This is a genomic window from Cupriavidus sp. FW216-B1 (assembly GCF_058789195.1).
The window spans coordinates 56831-76789 of sequence record NZ_JBYTEL010000015.1; the positions used below are offsets into that span (position 1 = coordinate 56831).

At 68.8% G+C, this 19959-nt stretch carries 18 protein-coding genes and 1 pseudogene; 6 read left to right on the plus strand and 13 right to left on the minus strand.

What is annotated here, in order from left to right; all coding sequences use genetic code 11:
- Positions 1-44: 44 nt before the first annotated feature.
- The 6 genes and pseudogenes from AC3WXD_RS25115 to AC3WXD_RS25140 all read right to left on the minus strand — a co-directional run bounded on the left by AC3WXD_RS25115 (position 45) and on the right by AC3WXD_RS25140 (position 6703).
- Positions 45-1445 carry a formimidoylglutamate deiminase gene (locus AC3WXD_RS25115; protein WP_492324890.1) on the minus strand — a complete coding sequence of 467 codons (1401 nt, stop codon included), beginning with the start codon at positions 1443-1445 and terminating at the stop codon, positions 45-47.
- Positions 1442-2692: an imidazolonepropionase gene (gene hutI, locus AC3WXD_RS25120; RefSeq protein WP_492324891.1), complete on the minus strand. Its 1251-nt coding sequence runs from the start codon at positions 2690-2692 to the stop codon at positions 1442-1444. Before hutI ends, AC3WXD_RS25115 begins: the two co-directional genes overlap by 4 nt.
- Positions 2689-3273, minus strand: a complete 585-nt coding sequence (locus AC3WXD_RS25125; RefSeq protein ID WP_059413565.1) for a HutD/Ves family protein — start codon at positions 3271-3273, stop codon at positions 2689-2691. The genes hutI and AC3WXD_RS25125 overlap by 4 nt, the downstream gene beginning before the upstream one ends.
- 234 nt (positions 3274-3507) lie before the next feature.
- Complete coding sequence (gene hutH, locus AC3WXD_RS25130) at positions 3508-5085, minus strand: histidine ammonia-lyase (protein WP_492324892.1); 1578 nt, start codon at positions 5083-5085, stop codon at positions 3508-3510.
- A gap of 78 nt (positions 5086-5163) precedes the next feature.
- Positions 5164-5349 (minus strand): annotated as a pseudogene (locus tag AC3WXD_RS25135) (UTRA domain-containing protein); the annotation flags it as partial.
- A 373-nt stretch (positions 5350-5722) separates the two neighbouring features.
- The gene (locus AC3WXD_RS25140; RefSeq protein ID WP_492324893.1) at positions 5723-6703 is read right to left on the minus strand and encodes an NAD-dependent epimerase/dehydratase family protein; all 981 of its coding nucleotides are present in this window, start codon (positions 6701-6703) and stop codon (positions 5723-5725) included.
- 9 nt (positions 6704-6712) lie between these two features.
- On the opposite strand from AC3WXD_RS25140, the gene AC3WXD_RS25145 reads away from it, so the two are divergent.
- Complete coding sequence (locus tag AC3WXD_RS25145; protein ID WP_029043320.1) at positions 6713-7768, plus strand: CDP-6-deoxy-delta-3,4-glucoseen reductase; 1056 nt, start codon at positions 6713-6715, stop codon at positions 7766-7768.
- Positions 7769-8085: 317 nt separating this feature from the next.
- Positions 8086-9273 carry an acetylornithine transaminase gene (locus AC3WXD_RS25150; protein ID WP_029043321.1) on the plus strand — a complete coding sequence of 396 codons (1188 nt, stop codon included), beginning with the start codon at positions 8086-8088 and terminating at the stop codon, positions 9271-9273.
- A gap of 87 nt (positions 9274-9360) precedes the next feature.
- On the opposite strand, the gene AC3WXD_RS25155 is transcribed toward AC3WXD_RS25150, so the two are convergent.
- The 7 genes from AC3WXD_RS25155 to AC3WXD_RS25185 form a co-directional block, all read right to left on the minus strand.
- On the minus strand, positions 9361-10077 hold the full coding sequence (locus tag AC3WXD_RS25155; protein ID WP_020201697.1) for an ABC transporter ATP-binding protein: 717 nt from the start codon (positions 10075-10077) through the stop codon (positions 9361-9363).
- Positions 10078-10091: 14 nt separating this feature from the next.
- A complete protein-coding gene (locus tag AC3WXD_RS25160; RefSeq protein WP_020201698.1) occupies positions 10092-10868 on the minus strand; it encodes an ABC transporter ATP-binding protein in 777 nt (258 codons plus the stop codon).
- Positions 10869-10881: 13 nt separating this feature from the next.
- Complete coding sequence (locus AC3WXD_RS25165; protein WP_492324894.1) at positions 10882-12039, minus strand: ABC transporter permease subunit; 1158 nt, start codon at positions 12037-12039, stop codon at positions 10882-10884.
- Between the two features lie 11 nt (positions 12040-12050).
- Complete coding sequence (locus AC3WXD_RS25170) at positions 12051-12986, minus strand: branched-chain amino acid ABC transporter permease (RefSeq protein WP_020201700.1); 936 nt, start codon at positions 12984-12986, stop codon at positions 12051-12053.
- Positions 12987-13192: 206 nt separating this feature from the next.
- Positions 13193-14398, minus strand: a complete 1206-nt coding sequence (locus AC3WXD_RS25175) for a branched-chain amino acid ABC transporter substrate-binding protein (protein WP_020201701.1) — start codon at positions 14396-14398, stop codon at positions 13193-13195.
- A 743-nt stretch (positions 14399-15141) separates the two neighbouring features.
- Entirely contained in the window at positions 15142-16098 is a 957-nt protein-coding gene (ispH, locus tag AC3WXD_RS25180) for a 4-hydroxy-3-methylbut-2-enyl diphosphate reductase (RefSeq protein ID WP_059413562.1), read from the minus strand.
- Between the two features lie 48 nt (positions 16099-16146).
- Positions 16147-16638, minus strand: coding sequence for an FKBP-type peptidyl-prolyl cis-trans isomerase (locus tag AC3WXD_RS25185; protein ID WP_020201703.1), 492 nt, complete (start codon positions 16636-16638; stop codon positions 16147-16149).
- 110 nt (positions 16639-16748) lie between these two features.
- Between AC3WXD_RS25185 and radC the strand changes: the two genes are divergently transcribed.
- From radC to nadB, 4 genes are all read left to right on the plus strand, one after another.
- A complete protein-coding gene (gene radC, locus AC3WXD_RS25190) occupies positions 16749-17423 on the plus strand; it encodes a RadC family protein (RefSeq protein WP_020201704.1) in 675 nt (224 codons plus the stop codon).
- A gap of 243 nt (positions 17424-17666) precedes the next feature.
- Positions 17667-17900: a 50S ribosomal protein L28 gene (rpmB, locus tag AC3WXD_RS25195; protein ID WP_006575661.1), complete on the plus strand. Its 234-nt coding sequence runs from the start codon at positions 17667-17669 to the stop codon at positions 17898-17900.
- A gap of 13 nt (positions 17901-17913) precedes the next feature.
- Entirely contained in the window at positions 17914-18084 is a 171-nt protein-coding gene (gene rpmG, locus AC3WXD_RS25200) for a 50S ribosomal protein L33 (RefSeq protein ID WP_017227115.1), read from the plus strand.
- Between the two features lie 216 nt (positions 18085-18300).
- On the plus strand, positions 18301-19899 hold the full coding sequence (nadB, locus tag AC3WXD_RS25205) for an L-aspartate oxidase (protein ID WP_059413561.1): 1599 nt from the start codon (positions 18301-18303) through the stop codon (positions 19897-19899).
- Positions 19900-19959 lie beyond the last annotated feature (60 nt).

Genomic DNA, 19959 nt, shown 5'->3' on the forward strand with positions numbered 1-19959 from the left:
ATGCTTGCCATGTCAAGCATCGCAGCGCATGGCGGCACCGGGATTCAGTCGGTCAGCAGGCTGGCGCGGGCGGCGGCGAAGCGTTCGCCCGCCTGCGGCTGCAGCGGGTGAACGCCGCGCTGCACGCGCACGCGGCCGGCGGTGCGGACTTCCGCTAGTGTCTCATGCCCGTGGTTGGCGAACACGTGGACGGCCAGCGCCTGACTGCCGGACAGGCCCGCCAGCGCCGGGTGGGCACCGTCGAGCACGGCGAAATCGGCCTGCTGCCCGACCGCCAGCGCGCCGATGGCGCGGCCGGAAGCGCGCGCGCCGCCGGCCGCGGCGTCGAGGTACAGGCGGTCGGCCACCTGGCGATGGGTATCGGAGGCCAGCACGTTGCGGCGCTGCAGGCCGAGGCGCTGGCCGTATTCGAACAGCCGCAGCTCCTCCGCCACGCTGACGCTGGCGTGGCTGTCCGAGCCGATGCCCCACACGCCGCCCTGCGCGAGATAGGGCGTGGCGTCGAACACGCCGTCGCCGAGGTTGGCCTCGGTGGTCGGGCAGATGCCGGCCACCGCGCCGCTGTGCGCGAGGCGGCGGCGCTCGTCCCAGTCCATGTGGGTGGCATGCACGAGGCACCAGCGCCCGTCCACCTCGGCATGGTCGAGCAGCCACGCCACCGGGCGCGTGCCGGTGAGCGTGATGCATTCGTCCACCTCGCGCTGCTGCTCGGCGATGTGGATGTGCACCGGCGCCAGCGCGTCCATCGCGTGCAGGCCGGCCACCGCCTCGGCCAGGCTTTCCGGCGACACCGCGCGCAGCGAGTGCGGGGCGAGGCCGAGACGCGCCTGGCCGTGGCAGTGCGGCGCCAGCCGCGCGAGCAGGTCGAGCATGGCGCCGGTCTGGTGCAGGAAGCGGCGCTGGTCGGCCAGCGCGGGCTTGCCGCCGAAGCCGGCGGTCTGGTACAGCACCGGCAGCAGCGTGATGCCGATGCCGGCGTTGCGCGCGGCGCCCAGCAGGCGCAGCGACATCTCGGCCGGCTCGGCGTAGGGCTTGCCGTCTTCGCCGTGGTGCACGTAGTGGAACTCGCACACGCTGGTGTAGCCGGCGCGCAGCATCTCCACGTAGAGCTGGGTGGCGATGGCTTCGAGCGTGTCGGGCGACAGCCGCAGCGCGAAGCGGTACATCAGCTTGCGCCAGCTCCAGAACGAGTCGGCCTCGCCGCCGCCGCCGTCGCTGCGGTATTCGGTCAGGCCGGCGAAGCCGCGCTGGAACGCGTGCGAATGCAGGTTGGGCATGCCGGGCAGCAGCGGGCCGGCGGCATGCGGCACGCCGGCGGCATCGACCGCGCCGGCATCGGGCCGCACGGTCACGAGCGTGCCCGCGCCATCCCACTGGAACAGGACGTTGCGCGCCCAGCCATCGGGCAGCAGCGCTGCGGTGGCGAACAGGGTTCCGGCGTTCATGCGCGCGCTCCCGCCGCCCCGTACACGCGGCCCTGCCGCACCACCGCCGCGGCCGGATTGCGGCCGAACCAGTAGGCCAGTTCGGCGGGGGAATCGACCTGCCACAGCACGAAGTCGGCGCCGCGCCCGGCCGCCAGCAGGCCGTGCCGGTCGGCCGCGCCGAGCGCGCGCGCGGCGTGGCGGGTGACGCCGGCCAGCACTTCCGGCACGGTCATCCGGAACAGGGTGCAAGCCATATTCATCATCAGCAGCAGCGAAGTGACCGGCGAGGTACCGGGATTGTGGTCGGTGGCGATCGCCATCGGCACGCCGTGCCGGCGCAGCAGCGCCAGCGGCGGCAGGTTGGTGTCACGCAGGAAATAATAGGCGCCGGGCAGCAGGACCGCCACCGTGCCGGACCCGGCCAGCGCGGCCACGCCCGCTTCGTCGAGGTGCTCGAGGTGGTCGGCGGACAGCGCGCGGTGGCGCGCGGCCAGCACGCTGCCGCCGAGGTTGCTGAGCTGCTCGGCGTGGAGCTTGACGCGCAGGCCGTGGCACGCGGCGGCCTCGAACACGCGCGCGGTCTGCGCGAGGCTGAAGCCGACCGATTCGCAGAACGCGTCCACCGCGTCGACCAGCCCTTCGCCGGCCAGCGCGGGCAGCATGGTGTCGCACACCAGCGCGATGTAGTCGTCGGCGCGGCCGGCGTATTCGGGCGGCAGCGCGTGCGCGCCGAGGAAGGTGGTGTGCACCGTGACGCCGAAGGCCGCGCCGAGACGGCGCGCCACGCGCAGTTGCTTGCGCTCGGTGGCGAGGTCGAGGCCGTAGCCGGACTTGATCTCGATGGCGGTCACGCCTTCGGCCAGCAGCGGCGCCAGGCGCGCGGCGGCAAGCGCGAACAGCGTGTCTTCGTCGGCCGCGCGCGTGGCGCGCACGGTGGAGACGATGCCGCCGCCGGCGCGCGCGATCTCTTCATAACCGGCGCCGGCCAGGCGCATGGCGAATTCGTCGGCGCGCTGGCCGCCGTAGACGAGGTGCGTGTGGCAGTCGACCAGCCCGGGCGTGATCCACGCATTGCCGGCGTCGTGGCGCGGCAGGCCGGCGTAGTCCGCCGGCAAACCGGCGAGCGGGCCGAGCCAGGCGATGCGGCCATCCTGCACGGCCAGCGCCGCGTCGCGGATGGCGTTGGCGGGATCGGCATCGGGCAGCAGGTGGCAGCGGTGCCAGACGCCGTCGGCCGAGGTGGCCTGCGCCGGATTCTGATTCATCGGGGATTCTCCATGACGAGGGTGACGGTCAGGCAGAGCGCGGGGCCGGCCGCGGCGCGCGCCGGCGTGGCGGGCACGCCGGCGGCGAACAGCAGGCCGTCGCCGGCGGCAAGAGTCTGGTCGCCGACGTGCCACGCGCCTTCGACGGCAAACAGCAGCACGGCATCCGTGCCGGCGGCGAGCGTGAAACCGCCGCGCTGCGCCAGTACGCTCGCGCGGCACTGGCCGCGGCGCGTCATCACGTTGAAATCGCGCGTGGCGCCATCGATCAGCGTGGCCTGCACGCCGCGCTCGCCGGCGAACGCGAACGGCGCGCCGATCTTGTCGAGCCGGTGGTCGAAGCTGCCGTCGTCGGCCAGCAGGCGCACGCCCGCGCCGCCGAGCAGCACGATCTGGCGGTCGATGCCGGGGAAGGCCGAGAACGGGCCGTCGGCGCCGATGTCCGCCACGCTCACGCGCCACTGGAAGGCATCCATGCCGGCGCCGGGCGGAAAGGCCGCGATCTCGCGCGTGACGCCGCCGCCGTTCTTCCACGGCCGCGGCGCCAGCGCGGCAAGCGAGAAGCGTTGCGCGCCGTTCATGCGTGCCGCGCCTTCGGCGTCGCGCGGGCCGCCTTGGTGAGTTGGTGTTCGTTGGCGTTCATCTCTGGTTCTCCTGTTGGTCGGGTCTCGGGCCTCGGGCCGGGCAGCGGTGATTTGGCGCGTGTCGCCTGCGGGGGCGCCGGCCCTCTCCCCCGGCCCCTCTCCCGCGCGCGGGAGAGGGGAGCAAACCGGGGGCATCGAACGGGGCCGCCGGATGCACCGACGCCAGGGGTTCTACAAGGCATGCGAAGGCAGCACCATCCGCACCGCCTCCGGCCAGCCCGCGCCCGCGTCGCCCTGCCTGACCCACTGCTTCATCGCCTCGATGTCGGGCGCGAGATAGCGGTCGCTCTCCACGAAAGCCACGCGCGCGCGGATGCGCGCGATCTCGCCTTCGAGCAGCGGCGACGACTGCAGCGGACGGTGGAACTCGATGCCCTGCGCGGCGGCCATCGCTTCGATGCCGACCACCACCGCGGTGTTCTCGGCCATCTCGCCGAGGCGGCGCGCGCCGTAGGTGGCCATCGACACGTGGTCCTCCTGGTTGGCCGAGGTGGGCAGGCTGTCGACGCTGGCCGGATGCGCCAGCGACTTGTTCTCGGAGGCCAGCGCGGCGGCGGTGACTTGCGCGATCATGAAGCCGGAGTTCAGGCCGCCGTCGCGCACCAGGAACGGCGGCAGGCCGGACAGCCCGGTGTCGAGCAGCAGCGCGAGGCGGCGCTCGGAGATGGCGCCGATCTCGGCGATCGCCAGCGCGATGATGTCGGCGGCGAAGGCCACCGGCTCGGCGTGGAAGTTGCCGCCGGAGATCACGTCGCCCTGCTCGGGGAACACCAGCGGGTTGTCGGAGGCGGCGTTGGCCTCGATGCCGAGCACGCGCGCGGCGTGCCGCAGGTTGTCCAGGCACGCGCCCATCACCTGCGGCTGGCAGCGGATCGAGTACGGGTCCTGCACGCGGCCGCACTGCCGGTGCGAATCGACGATGCGGCTGCCGTCGAGCAGCGCGCGCGCCGCGCCGGCCACGGCGATCTGACCGGGCTGGCCGCGCGCGGCGTGGATGCGCGCGTCGAACGGCTTGACCGAGCCCTTGATGGCCTCGAGCGAGAGCGCGCCCGCCACCAGGCCGGCGGCGAGCAGGTCCTCGGCGGCGAACAGCCCGGCCAGCGCCAGCGCGGTGGAGACCTGGGTGCCGTTGAGCAGCGCCAGCCCTTCCTTGGGACCCAGCGTGAACGGCGCCAGCCCGGCATGGGCCAGCCCTTCGGCGGCGGGGCGGCGCCGGCCGCCGATCATCACCTCGCCCACGCCGATCAGCGTGCACGACAGATGCGCGAGCGGCGCGAGGTCGCCCGAGGCGCCGACCGAGCCCTTGGCCGGAATGCACGGCGTGACGCCGTGGTTGGCCAGCGCCAGCAGCGCCGCGATGATCTCGGGACGGATGCCGGAATGGCCGCGCGCCAGGCTCACGGCCTTGATCGCGAGGATCAGGCGCACCGTGTCGGGCGCGAGGTCGACGCCGGTGCCGACGCTGTGCGACAGCACCAGGTTGCGCTGCAGCTCGGCCAGCTTGTCGTGCGCGATGCGCGTCTGCGCCAGCTTGCCGAAGCCGGTGTTGATGCCGTAGACCACGGCGTCGGCGTCGATGATGTCCTGCACGGTGGCCTGCGCGGCGCGCACGCCGGCCCACGCGGCATCGTCCATCACCAGGCGCACTTCGCCGCGGTGGATGCGGCGCAGGTCGGCCAGCGCCACGGCGCCGGGCCGCAGGATCAGCAGCGGGCGGGCGGTGGCGGGCTGGGTGCTGGTATCGGTCATTTGTCTTTCCCTGTCTATACAGCCATGTTCGGCAAGCGTCGTCCGGTTGGACCTGCGAAAAAGCCGGCGTCCGGCGGATCAGCCGAAGGCCGGGTTGCCGTCGGCGCGGAAGCGGCTGCCGAGGCGGTAGCGGCTGCCCGGATGCAGGCAGCGCACGAAGGTGACGGGCGTGCCGCCGGTCCAGGTGCGGCGCGTCAGCAGCAGGCAGGGCTGGCTGCCGGGCATTTCCAGTTGCGCGGCCTGCTCGGGCGTGGCGGCGATGGCGGGTTTCATGACGTCGGTGCCCGGCGCGGATCGCCGCCGCCGGCACGGCCTTGCGCCCGGAAAACGCGGGCACGGTCCCGCCGGTGCCGTGGCGCGGAGGCAGGCAATCCATGTCCCCGCATGCGAAATCCCATCTTCCCTGGCTCCCTTGGTGCGAGGCGAACGATGGCGGCGCCGGTCGCCGGTCGCCGGTCGCCGGTCGCCGGTTGTTTCCCGGCAATTTAGCAATCCTGTATATACAAGTCAACGCGCGGTTAACCCGGGGCGGCGGGGAAAACCGGCGCCGCCGGCACATGGCGCGCGGCGGGACGGCCGGTTCAGGCCGGTTCAGGCCGGTTCAGGCCGGTTCAGGCTGTCAGGGGCAAGGTCAGGATCAGGCGTCGAAGAAGGACGCCACCGTGGGATAGCGCAGGCGCAGGCGCAGCTCCCGCTTGAGACGGGTGTTTTCCAGCCGGCGCGATTCGCTCATGAAGCTGAGCAGGTTGGGCGCGACCGCCTCGCGCAGTTGCGCGCGGCTCAGGCGCGGCGGGCGCGGCAGGCCGCGGCGGTCGGCCACGAGGTCGAAATAGTCGGCCATGCGCATCTCGGTGTCGTCGCTGGCGTGCACCACGCGCTGGGCGCGCCCGCGGAACAGCGCGGCCACCATCGTGCGCGCCAGGTCCAGCGCATGGATGTGGTTGGTGTAGACGTCGTCCTGCGGCGCCAGCGCCGGCGTGCCCTTGGCCAGGCGGGCCAGCGGCAGGCGGTTCTCGGCGTAGATGCCGGGGATGCGCACGATCGAGGCGCGCCAGCCGCTGTCGCGCCCGAAGCCGCGCACGGCGCGCTCGGCGGCCACGCGGCGGCGCGCGCGCGCGGTCTGCGGGCGCACCGGGTGCGACTCCCGCAGGCGCGCGCCGGCGCGGTCGCCGTACACGCCCGAGGTGCTGGCGTAGACCAGGGCCGGGCGCGCGGGCCGGCGCCCGGGCCGTTTGTCGTCCTGCTCGGGTAGAATGGCGGGCTTGGCAGACCAGCCGGCGGCACGGGCTGGCGAGCGCCGCCGGGCGCCTCGCCGCAGCGCGCGCAGCAGCGCCAGCGTGCGCGGGTCGCCCTCGCCGGCGGCCGGCGGCGGCGCCAGGTGCAGCACGCGGCTGGCCAGCCCGGCCAGGCGCGCGAGCGTGGCCGGGCGGTCCAGGTCGGCCAGCAGCGGCACGGCGCCGCCGTCGCGCAGCTCACGGCGGCGCGATGGCTGCGAAGTGGTGGCAAAGACGCGCCAGCGCGTCGACAGAATACGAAGGCAGCGCGTGCCCACGTCCCCGCAGCCTACGATCAGCAGGCGCGGCCGACCCAGGCGGCGTCGCGACAGTTTTTTGCTCATAGAGTGATTATGGCTTACCAAGTTACCGTCATGCCCAGCGGGCGCCAGTTCGAAGCCGCCGACGACGAGACCATCCTCGCCGCGGCGCTGCGCCACAGCATCGGCCTGCCCTACGGCTGCAAGAACGGCGCGTGCGGTTCCTGCAAGGGCCGCGTCACCGCCGGCAGCATCGTACAGGGCGACCACGCCGCCTCCGCGCTGTCCGCGCAGGAGGAAACCGAGGGCCGCGCGCTGTTCTGCTGCGCCCGGGCCGCCTCGGACATCACCATCGAATGCCGCGAGGTGCAGGGCGCCGGCGACATCCCGATCAAGAAGGTGCCGTGCCGCGTGGCCAGCCTGGAGCGCGTGGCCGACGACGTCATCGTGGCCCGCCTGCAGCTGCCGGCCACCGAGCGCCTGCAGTACCTGGCCGGCCAGTACGTGGAATTCCTGCTGCGCGACGGCAAGCGCCGCAGCTACTCGATCGCCACGCCGCCGCACCAGGAAGGCCCGATCGAGCTGCACTTCCGCCATATGCCCGGCGGCACCTTCACCGACTACGTGTTCGGCGCCAGGGAAGGCCAGCCCGCCATGAAGGAGCGCGACATCCTGCGCTTCGAAGGCCCGCTCGGCAGCTTCTTCCTGCGCGAGGACTCCGACAAGCCGATCATCCTGCTGGCCTCCGGCACCGGCTTCGCGCCGATCAAGGCCATCGTCGAGCATGCCGCCTACACCGGCATCACGCGCCCGATGACGCTGTACTGGGGCGGCCGCCGCCCGGCCGACCTGTACATGCACGCGCTGTGCGAGCAGTGGGCGCGCGAGCTGCCCAACTTCCGCTACGTGCCGGTGATCTCCAACGCGCAGCCCGCCGACGACTGGGACGGCCGCACCGGCTTCGTCCACGAGGCGGTGATGGAAGACCATCCCGACCTGGCCGGCTTCGAGGTCTACGCCTGCGGCGCGCCGGTGATGGTCAACGCCGCGCGCAAGGACTTCACGCTGCGCTGCGACCTGCACGAAGACGCCTTCTTCGCCGACTCGTTCACCTCCGAGGCCGACATGCACGCGGCCCCGGCGGCCTGAGCGCCGCGCGGACCGTCCTGTTGCCGCAACAATGCCCGGCCCGTCCAAAATTCGTTTTGACAGCCGGGCGCGTGCGCCTTATATTTGCCGCCATGAACTACGCAATGGTCCGACGCAGCTACCGTACGATGCTCCCCACCGGGGTGCCGCGCGGCTGACCGTCCATCGCTTTTGTTCAGGTCGACGAGCCACGGGCAACCCCCGTGGCTTTTTGTTTTTGCAGTCCCTTTTTTGCAGTCCCTTTTTTTGCGCGCCCCCCTTGCGCGCGACCAACCGCTCTCCTCTCCCCCGTTTCACGCCGACCCCTGGAGTCCGCCATGGCATTTGCTGAGTATCCCGTCCAATCCCTGATGTACATCACCAACCGGCCCGAACTGGTCTTCACCGAAGGCAAGGGCTCGTGGCTCACGGACCATAACGGCAAGCGCTACCTGGACTTCGTGCAGGGCTGGGCGGTCAACTGCCTGGGCCACTCCAGCCAGGTCATGATCGACGCGCTGACGGCGCAGGCCGGCAAGCTGCTCAACCCGAGCCCGGCGTTCTACAACGAACCCATGCTGCGGCTGGCCAGGCAGCTCACCGACCATAGCTGCTTCGACAAGGTCTTCTTCGCCAACAGCGGCGCCGAGGCCAACGAAGGCGCGATCAAGCTGGCGCGCAAATGGGGCCGCAAGCACAAGGGCGGCGCCTACGAGATCATCACGATGGACCACAGCTTCCACGGCCGCACGCTCGCCACCATGAGCGCGTCGGGCAAGGCCGGCTGGGACACGCTGTTCGCGCCGCAGGTGCCGGGCTTCCCCAAGGCCGACCTGAACGACCTGGCCTCGGTGGAAAAGCTCATCACCGACAAGACCGTGGCCATCATGCTCGAGCCGGTGCAGGGCGAAGGCGGCGTGATCCCCGCCACGCGCGAATTCATGCAGGGCCTGCGCAAGCTGGCCGACCAGCACAAGCTGCTGTTCATCGTCGACGAAGTGCAGACCGGCTGCGGGCGCTGCGGCACGCTGTTCGCGTATGAGCTGTCGGGCGTGGAGCCGGACATCATGACGCTGGGCAAGGGCATCGGCGGCGGCGTGCCGCTGGCCGCGCTGCTGTGCAAGGCCGAGGTGGCCAGCTTCGAGGCCGGCGACCAGGGCGGCACCTACAACGGCAACCCGCTGATGACCGCGGTGGGCAGCGCCGTGATCGGCGAGCTGACCAAGCCGGGCTTCCTGCAGGGCGTGCAGGAAAAGGCCGCCTACCTGAGCGAGCAACTGCTGGCGCTGTCGGCCGAGTTCGGCCTCGGCGGCGAGCGCGGCGAAGGCCTGCTGCGCGCGCTGGTGCTCAACAAGGACATCGGCCCGCAGCTGGTCGAGGAAGCGCGCGAGATGCAGCCCGAAGGCCTGCTGCTCAACGCGCCGCGCCCGAGCCTGCTGCGCTTCATGCCGGCGCTGAACGTCACGCGGGAAGAGATCGACCAGATGATCGGCATGCTGCGCACGCTGCTCAAGAAGCTGGCCTGATTCCCGGCGCCCGCCGGCTGCGAGCCGGCACGAAAAGAAAAAGCCCCGCTCGCGCGGGGCTTTTTTCGTGATGCGCGGAGGCGGCGGTCACTCGCCCAGGTAAGCCGCCCTCACCTTCGGGTCGTCCAGCATCTGCTTGGCGTCGCCGCTCATGGTGACGAGACCGGACTCCATGACGTAGCCGCGGTGCGCGGCCTGCAAGGCCAGGCGCGCGTTCTGCTCGACCAGCAGCACGGTCACGCCCTGCGCCGAGATGTCGCGCACCACCTCGAAGATCTTCGCCACCATGATCGGCGACAGGCCCATCGAGGGTTCGTCGAGCAGCAGCAGCTTGGGCTGGCTCATCAGCGCGCGCGCCATCGCCAGCATCTGCTGCTCGCCGCCGGACATGGTGCCGGCGAGCTGGTTGGCGCGTTCCTTCAGGCGCGGGAAGATGCCGAACATGCGGTCGATGTCGTCCTTGATGCCGGCCTCGTCGCTGCGCGTGTAGGCGCCCATCTGCAGGTTCTCGGTGATGGTCATGCGCGCGAACACGCCGCGGCCTTCCGGCACCATCGCCAGGCCCTGCTTGAGCAGCACGTAGCTGGGCACGCCCTTGATGGACTTGCCCATGTACTCGACGTCGCCGCCGGCCCAGCCCTGCAGGCCGGTGATGGCCTTCATGGTGGTGGTCTTGCCGGCGCCGTTGGCGCCGATCAGCGTCACCAGCTCGCCGTCGCGGATCTCGAGGTCGATGCCCTTGACGGCCTGGATGCCGCCGTAGGCGACCTTCAGGCCGGAAATCTTCAGTAGCGTATCTTTCATCGTCTCTTTCCCCGTCAGTGCGTCGGGGTACCGAGGTAAGCCTCGATCACCGCTGGATTGTTCTGGACGTCTTGCGGCAGGCCCTGCGCGATGACCTTGCCGTAGTCGAGCACGGTCAGGCTGTTGCACAGGCCCATCACCAGCTTCACGTCGTGCTCGATCAGCAGGATGGTCTTGCCGTCGCTGCGGATCTTGTCGAGCAGGCCGCGCAACTCCACCTTCTCGGTGGCGTTCATGCCGGCGGCGGGCTCGTCCAGGGCCAGCAGCTTGGGCTCGGTGGCCAGCGCCCGGGCGATCTCGAGGCGGCGCTGATGGCCGTAGGAGAGGTTGCGCGAGGTGAAGTTGGCGTACTTGCCGATGCCCACGTACTCGAGCAGGTCATGCGCCATGTCCTCGATGCCCTCTTCCTCGTGCCGCACGTGCGGCGGGCGGAAGATGGCGCCGAAGATGCCGGCCTTGGTGCGCACGTGGCGCCCCACCATGACGTTTTCCAGCGCGGTCATCTCGCCGAACAGGCGGATGTTCTGGAACGTGCGGGCGATGCCGGCCTTGGCCACTTCGTGCACGGCGGTCGGCTGGTAGGCCTGGCCGCCCAGCACGAACTCGCCCGAGTCCGGCGTGTAGAGGCCGGTGATCACGTTGAAGAACGTGGTCTTGCCGGCGCCGTTGGGGCCGATCAGGCCGTAGATCTGGCCCGGACGGATCTGCAGGCCCACGTCGGACAGGGCCTGCAGCCCGCCGAAGCGCTTGTTGACCCCCTGTACCGACAGGAGGAAGTTCTCGTTGCTCATCTTGTCCTCCTGGTCAGAAACGGCCGACGCTGCCGGGGCGGCGCACGACCGGGCGGTCTTCCTTGCGCGGCGACGGCCACAGGCCGGCCGGGCGGTACAGCATCACGATCACGAGGGCCAGGCCGAACAGCAGCTGGCGCAGCACTTCCGCGTCGACGATGGCGTGGCCGAAGACCATGCGCTGGGCCGGCTCGGCGACCACGCGCAGCAGTTCCTGGAAGCCCACCAGCAGGATGCCGCCGAGGATCACGCCCGGGATGTGGCCCATGCCGCCCAGCACCACGATGGCGAGGATGTAGATGGACTCCCACAGCACGAACGATTCCGGCGACACGAAGCCCTGGAACGCGCCGAACACCGCGCCTGAGGCGCCGCCGAACGAGGCGCCCATCGCGAAGGCCAGCAGCTTGACGTTGCGGGTGTTGATGCCCATCGCCTTGGCGGCGATCTCGTCCTCGCGGATGGCGACGAAGGCGCGGCCGATGCGCGAGTTCTGCAGGCGCAGGCAGATGAACACGATCACGATGACCAGGAACACCAGCAGGTAGTAGTACATGAACACCGGCGTGAACTTGAGCCCGAAGATCTCGTGCGACTTCGAGAAATCGAAGCCGAAGATATGGACCGAGTCCACCGCGGTGATGCCCTTCGGCCCGTTCGTGATGTTGATCGGGCGGTCGAGGTTGTTCATGAAGATGCGGATGATCTCGCCGAAGCCCAGCGTCACGATGGCCAGGTAGTCGCCGCGCAGCTTGAGCGTCGGCGCGCCGAGCAGCACGCCGAACGTGGCCGCCACCGCCACCGCGATCGGCAGCACGAACCACATCGACAGGTGCAGGCCGTTGGGGAACAGGTTGTGGATCCACTCGAACTGGTTCGCCAGGTGGGGCGAGCCGAGCAGCGCCATCAGGTAGGCGCCGACCGCGTAGAAGGCGATGTAGCCGAGGTCGAGCAGGCCGGCGAAGCCCACCACGATGTTCAGGCCCAGGGCCAGCATGATGTAGATCAGCGCGAAGTCGAGCACGCGCACCCAGTAGTTGCCGCCCAGCGTCTGCACGAGGAACGGCGCGCACAGGGCGACCACCAGGAAGGCAAGCAGCGCGGCCAGGGTCTTGGCCGGGGTCTTGGTCAGCGGCGCGGGTTGCGCCGTGGATGGAATCGGGGCACTCATGGATTCTCTCCTCAGGCGCGTTCGGAAACCCGCTCGCCCATGATGCCGGACGGACGGAACACAAGGACGATGATCAGCACGATGAAGGCGAACACGTCCTGGTAGTTGGAGCCGAAGACACCGCCGGTGAGGTCGCCGATGTAGCCGGCGCCGAGCGCTTCGATCAGGCCCAGCAGCATGCCGCCGACCATCGCGCCGGCGAGGTTGCCGATGCCGCCCAGCACCGCGGCGGTGAACGCCTTCAGGCCGGGGATGAAGCCCATGTAGAAGTGGGCGTTGCCATAGTTGGTGGCCATCATCACGCCGGCCAGCGCGGCCAGCGCGGCGCCGATCATGAAGGTGGCGGAGATCACGAAGTTCGGGTTCACGCCCATCAGGCCGGCCACCTTCTGGTTCTCGGCGGTGGCGCGCATGGCGCGGCCGAGCTTGGTGCGGTTGACCAGCGTCAGCAGGCCCGCCATGACCATCAGCGCCATGCCGATGATGACGATTTCCTTGCCGGTGATGGTGGCGCCGGTCGAGCCGATGTCGATCGGGCTGGACGGCAGCAGTTGCGGGAAGGTCAGCGGATTGCGCGACCAGATCAGCATGCCCATCGTCTGGAGGATGATGGACACGCCGATGGCGGTGATCAGCGGCGCCAGGCGCGGCGCGTTGCGCAGCGGCCGGTAGGCGACCCGCTCGATGGTGTAGGCCAGGACAGCGCACACGGGCATGGCGATCAGCGTCGCGATGACCAGCGTGAGCCATTCGGGCAGGCCCGGGGCGAATTTCTGCAATCCGAGGATCGCCGAGAGGGCAGTCAGTGCGCCGATCATCAGCACGTCGCCGTGGGCGAAGTTGATGATCCCGAGAATGCCGTAGACCATGGTGTAGCCAAGTGCGATCAGCGCATAGATGCTGCCGAGCACCAGACCATTCACGATCTGCTGGATAAAGATATCCATGAAAACTCCTTGCTCCGTCCGAGGCTCCGCGGCGTGGAGTGGTTGCCGGGCAGACGGTAATGTGTGAGTGGTTTGGTAGTGTGTTATGTGCTGGTAAGCGGCCTGCCTGGTGCACCCCTGGTAAGGATGCCGTATGTTCGGCGAGGCTAAAAAAACGGCACCGCAAAGTGCTCGCGGTGCCGTTCGGATGGGCCGGTAAGCCCGGATTACATCTTCACGACGTCGAGGACGGTCTTCTTCTTGTCCTTGTATTCGTAAAGCGTGATCGTGCCTTCCTTCATGTCGCCCTTGTCGTCGAAGGCGATGTTGCCGATCAGGCCCTTGTAGTTCGTCTTGGGCATTTCGGCCAGGATGGCTGCCGGTTCGGTCGAGTTGGCGCGCTTCATGGCGTCGACGATGACCATCACGGCGTCATACGTGAACGGCGCGTAGATCTGCACCGGGGCGTTGAAGCGAGCCTGGTAGCGCTTGTCGAAGTCCGCGCCCTGCTCCATCTTCGACAGGGCCAGGCCGGCTTCCGAGCAGATGATGTTGGACACCGCGTCGCCGGCCAGCTCGGCCACCTTGTCGGTACACACGCCGTCGCCGCCGACGATCTTGGAGCCGATGCCAAGTTCCTTGGCCTGCTTGGCGAACGGGCCGCCGGTGGCGTCCATGCCGCCGTACATGATCACGTCGGGCTTCTTGCCCTTGATCTTGGTCAGGATGGCCTTGAAGTCGGTGGCCTTGTCGTTGGTGGCTTCACGCGCCACCACGTTCACGCCCGAAGCCTTGACGGTCTTCTCGAACTCGTCGGCCAGGCCCTTGCCGTAGGCAGTGGCATCGTCGACGATGGCCACGGACTTGGCATGCAGGCTCTTGGTGGCGTAGTTGGCCAGCGCCGGGCCCTGCTGGGCGTCGGTGGCCACCACGCGGAAGGTGGTCTTGAAGCCTTGCTTGGTGTAGTCGGGGTTGGTCGACGACGGCGAGATCTGCGCGATGCCGGCATCGCTGTAGATCTTGGAGGCCGGGATCGATACGCCCGAGTTCAGGTGGCCGACCACGGCCACGACCTTCTCGTCGACCAGCTTCTGCGCCACGGCGGTGCCGGTCTTCGGATCGCCCGCGTCGTCTTCGCCGACCAGTTCGAGCGTGATCTTCTTGCCGTTGATTTCGAGGCCGGCCTTGTTGACTTCTTCCACGGCCAGGCGGGCGCCGTTTTCGTTGTCCTTGCCAAGGTGAGCGATGCCGCCGGTGAGCGGAGCCGCGTGGCCGATCTTGACTACGGTGTCACCGCTGCCGGCTGCGGGAGCGGCTGCGGCAGCAGGTGCCGACGCTGCCGCATCGGCCGGCTTTTCTTCCTTCTTGCCGCAAGCAGTAACCAGCGCCACTGCGGCTGCGATCGGCAGAATCTTGGCAAACGTGATTTGCATGAGTGATCTCCTAGGATTCACATGATCAGGGTAAACCAACGCCCCCCGGACGTTTCCCCTGAACCGCCTTTGTTTAGTTTCAATTTGAAACGCGCGAATTGTATCCCCTTTTTTTGCGGATGCAATATGCGACGCAACAACCTGAAGGATTAACCCACAAAGTGAGCTAGGGAATTTCCCCAATGCACACATTGGGGCAATTCCCGCCTACTCGCGGGCTAGCCTTCGTTACTAACAAGAATCGTGCCTACCCCCATCCAGACCCGGCTTTTGCTGCGCTTGCATCACTCGCGAGGGGACCGTATTAAATAGGCGTTTCATTTAATAGGAGCGCGTCCCTTCTAATACAAGAGCCTAATAGCCCGGCACCATAATAGGGAAACTCCTAACTCTAGGGAATTCCCTTATTTGTCTGCCGCGACAGACACGTAAAGGCGAATAGGCACCGCCGCCGTGCATTATCGGCGAGGGGTCGCGGCATATTCATGCCGCATCCTGGTGCATGGCCGCGGCCGGTCCGGGACGGCCGCATGCGGGTGCGCGGCGCCGGCCCGCGGCGCACCGCCGAAGGGCGGGCACGGAAGGACGGGCGGGCGGGGGCGCGTGGAGCCGACGCGCAACGTCGGCACGCGGCGTCGGCGCAGGCAGTCAGGCGGGAAAGCGGAAAGGAAGGCAGCGGCCGGCGCATGCCGCCGGCGCGGCGGCACGGCCCGGGGAACGGGCCGGTGCCGGGCGCGCGTGGATCAGGCCGAGGGCACCAGTCCGCGCGGCAGCGGGAACGACATCTTCTCCTCGATGCCGTCGAGCGCGCGCACGTGGCGCACGCCGAGCAGGCGCAGGCGCTCGACGATGGACTGCGCGAGCGCCTCCGGCGCGGACGCGCCGGCGGTCAGGCCGATGCGGCGCTTGCCCGCGACCCATTCCGGGCGGAGCTGGTCCGGCGAGTCGATCATGTAGGCCGGCACGCCCAGGCGCTCGGCGAGCTCGCGCAGGCGGTTGGAGTTCGAGCTGTTGGGGCTGCCCACCACGATCACCACTTCCACCTGCGGCGCCATGAACTTCACGGCGTCCTGGCGGTTCTGCGTGGCGTAGCAGATGTCCTGCTTCTTGGGCTCGCGGATCTGCGGGAAGCGCGCCTTCAGCGCGGCGACGATCTCCAGCGTCTCGTCCACCGACAGCGTGGTCTGGGTCACGAAGGCCAGCCGGCTCGGGTCGGACACGGCGAGCCTCGCCACGTCCTCGGCCGATTCCACCAGCAGCATGCCGCCCTCGGTCTGGCCCATCGTGCCCTCGACCTCCGGGTGGCCGGCGTGGCCGATCATGATGATCTCGCAGCCCTCGGCGCGCATCTTGCCCACCTCGACGTGGACCTTCGTCACCAGCGGGCAGGTGGCGTCGAACACGTTGAGGCCGCGCACGGTCGCGTCGGCGCGCACTTCCTTGGACACCCCGTGCGCGCTGAAGATGACGGTGGAGCCGGACGGCACTTCCTCCAGCTCCTGCACGAAGATCGCGCCCTTGCGGCGCAGGTCCTCGACCACGTAGGCATTGTGGACAATCTCGTGGCGCACGTAGATCGGCGCGCCGTAGCGCGCGAGGGCACGCTCGACGATCTCGATGGCGCGATCCACGCCGGCGCAGAAGCCGCGGGGCTGCGCCATCAGGATCTCGGCTTCGGCGGCTGTGGTGAGTTCGGACATGCGGAAATTCAGTGCAATGCGGCCGGCGCGGGACCGGCCTGGTTCAGCCTAGAGAATGCCGATCAGCTGGACGTCGAACAGGATGGTCTGCCCGGCCAGCGGATGATTGAAATCGAACAGCGCGGCGGTCTCGCCGATCTCCTTGAGCACACCGGCGTACTTGCCGCCGCCGGGCGCATTGAACTCGACCAGGTCGCCCGGCGTGTAGTTCTCTTCGAACGAACTGTTTTCGCGCAGCGTGGCGAGCGACACCCGCTGCAGCAGTTCCGGATTGCGCGGGCCGAAGGCATGCTCCGGCGCCAGCCGGTAGGTCATGCGCTCGCCCTCGGGCATGCCCAGCAGGGCCTGCTCCAGGGTGGGCGCGAACTGGCCCTGGCCCAGCAGCAGCGTGGCGGGTTTCTCTTCGAACGTGCTGATGATCTCCGTGCCGTTCTCGAGGGAGATGCTGTAGTGCAGGGTCAGGAAGGAATCCGGCTGCACGGTCTTGCGACCGTCAGCGGCGCCGCCCTGCGGCCCTGACGCAAAAGTTTGCAGATTCATGGGTGCTCAACCAGTCGACAACCCGTATTGTAAGCGACTCGACCGCGCGCCGCCTTGTCCATGCCGGCGCGCGCCGCCACGCAGTGCCATTGTTCCGGGGGGATCGTGTCATGCGCATTACCGACTGGCCCAGCAGCGAGCGGCCGCGCGAAAAACTGCTGCGCGAGGGCGCTGCCGCGCTGTCGGACGCCGAGCTGCTCGCCGTATTCCTGCGCGTGGGCGTGGCCGGCAAGAGCGCGGTCGACCTCGCGCGCGAGCTGCTCAACGACTTCGGCACGCTCAGTTGCCTGTTTTCCGCCAAGGCGGAGGAATTTGCCCGCGTGCGCGGCATGGGTACCGCCAAGTACGCCCAGCTGCAGGCGGCCCAGGAACTGACCCGGCGCGGGCTGGCCGAGCGCCTGACGCTGCCCGGCGGGCTCGATTCGCCGGCCGCGGTGCGCGATTACCTGCGCCTGACGCTGTCGGCCTACGAGCACGAGGTCTTCATGTGCCTGTTCCTCGACGCGCGCAACCGCCTGCTGGCCAGCGAGGAACTGTTCCGCGGCAGCCTGACGCAGACCAGCGTCTATCCGCGCGAGGTGGCGCGCCAGGCCTTGCTGCATAATGCGGCCTCCGTGATCGTGGCGCACAACCATCCGTCGGGCAACGCCATGCCCAGCAGCGCGGACCTGTCGATGACCCGCTCGCTGACGCGCTCGCTGGCGCTGATCGACGTCAGGGTGCTCGACCATTTCATCGTGGCGGGCACCACGATCCACTCGTTCGCGGAGCATGGCGAACTGTGAGCCACATGCCGCCGCATGCGGTACATGGCGCACACGGACCGGACCGGAAGCCGTGCAATAGTGCGTGAAACGGCACGAACGGCCCGCCTGTGCACGGTAAACTGCGGAAGGCATTGATCCGCCGGAGCTTTCCGGTCTATAATGCCCGTTTTGCTGAAGTCTTAACCGCTGCAGTCCGGGCCGCGCGCCTTTTGTTGATCTGTTGCGAACATTGTCCACGAATAGAAGATTTAGGAGTGCTTCATGGCACGCGTCTGTCAAGTGACCGGGAAAGCGCCGATGGTCGGCAACAACGTTTCCCACGCAAACAACAAGACCAAGCGCCGTTTTCTGCCCAACCTGCAGAATCGTCGTTTCTTTGTTGAATCGGAAAACCGCTGGGTGAGCCTGCGCGTCTCGAACGCCGGCCTGCGCCTGATCGACAAGAAAGGCATCGACTCCGTGCTCGCCGACCTGCGCGCACGCGGCGAAGTCTAATTAGGAGTACATCATGGCCAGCAAAGGCGGACGCGACAAAATCAAGCTGGAGTCGACTGCAGGTACGGGTCACTTCTACACGACCACGAAGAACAAGCGCACCATGCCGGAAAAGATGGAGATCATGAAGTTCGATCCCGTCGTGCGCAAGCACGTGTCGTACAAGGAAACCAAGATCAAGTAATTGATCGCTGCGTTCCGCATGCCGATTCGCGCGGCATGTCCGTGAAAACCCCGCTCATGCGGGGTTTTTGCTTTTCCGGGCCGGCCGTCGCTGCGTTCCGTACCCGCATCCCGCCTGCGCCCGCGCGCACCCGCATGCCCACGTGACGGCGCGCCGGGTGTACACTTTCCAGCTTTCCTGCCACCCGGCCGCGCGCCGCGCGCGCCCCTTCGCATCATGAACTTCGATGTCGCCATTGTCGGCAGCGGACTGGCCGGTCTGACGGTCGCGCTGCAACTGGCCGACACCCATCGGGTTGTCATTATCTGCAAACGCGCCATGACGCAGGGCGCCAGCGACTGGGCCCAGGGCGGCATCGCGGCCGTGCTCGACTCCGGCGACAGTCACGACGAGCACACCCAGGACACGCTGGTCGCCGGCGCGGGACTGTGCGACGACGGCGCCACGCGCTTCATCGTGGAGCACGGGCGCGAAGCGATCCAGTGGCTGATCGACCGCGGCGTGCCGTTCACGCGCGACGAGCAGGCCGAGCTCGGCTTCCACCTCACGCGCGAAGGCGGCCACAGCCGCCGGCGCATCATCCACGCCGCCGACGCCACCGGCCACGCGGTCGTGACCACGCTGACCGAGCAGGCGCGCAACCACCCGAACATCACCGTGATCGAGGACCACTTCGCCGTGGATCTCATCACCTCGCGCAAGCTCGGCCTGCCGGGCAACCGCTGCTACGGCCTCTACGTGCTGGACGACGCCAGCGGCGAGGTGCGCACCCTCACCGCCACCCACACGGTGCTGGCCACCGGCGGCGCGGGCAAGGTGTACCTGTACACCACCAACCCCGACACGGCCACCGGCGACGGCATCGCGATGGCATGGCGCGCGGGCTGCCGGGTCTCGAACATGGAGTTCATCCAGTTCCACCCGACCTGCCTGTACCATCCCTACGCCAAGTCCTTCCTGATCTCCGAGGCGGTGCGCGGCGAAGGCGGCCTGCTCAAGCTGCCCGACGGCACGCGCTTCATGCCCGAGCACGACGCGCGCGCCGAGCTGGCGCCGCGTGACGTGGTGGCGCGCGCGATCGACTTCGAAATGAAGAAGCGCGGCCTGGACTACGTGCACCTCGACATCAGCCACCAGCCCGAGTCGTTCCTGCGCGAGCACTTCCCCACCATCCACGCGCGCTGCCTGGAGCTGGGCATCGACATCGCGCGCGAGCCGATCCCCGTGGTGCCCGCGGCGCACTACACCTGCGGCGGCGTGGTGACGGACACCGCCGGGCGCACCGACTTGGCGAACCTCTACGCCGTGGGCGAAACCGCCTGCACCGGCCTGCACGGCGCCAACCGGCTGGCATCGAACTCGCTGCTGGAATGCATGGTGATCGGCCGCGCCGCGGCGCTCGACATCGCATCGCAGGACAAGGCCGGCCAGCCCGACATCGCCCTGCCGGTGTGGGACGAGAGCCGCGTGGCGGACGCCGACGAGGAAGTCGTGGTCTCGCACAACTGGGACGAGCTGCGCCGCATGATGTGGAACTACGTTGGCATCGTGCGCACCAGCAAGCGGCTCGAGCGCGCGCAGCACCGCATCAGCCTGCTGCGCGAGGAGATCGCCGAGTACTACGCCAATTTCCGCGTCACGCGCGACCTGCTGGAGCTGCGCAACCTCGTCGAGGTGGCGTCGCTGATCGTGGACAGCGCCTACTCGCGGCACGAAAGCCGCGGCCTGCACTACAGCCGGGACTATCCCGACACGCTGCCCAAGGCACTGCCGACCGTCATGCAGCCGGTGTTCAAGCGGGAAGCCGGGAAGTAGGATCTTGGGATTTGCTCCCCTCTCCCGCTTGCGGGAGAGGGGCCGGGGGAGAGAGTGAGA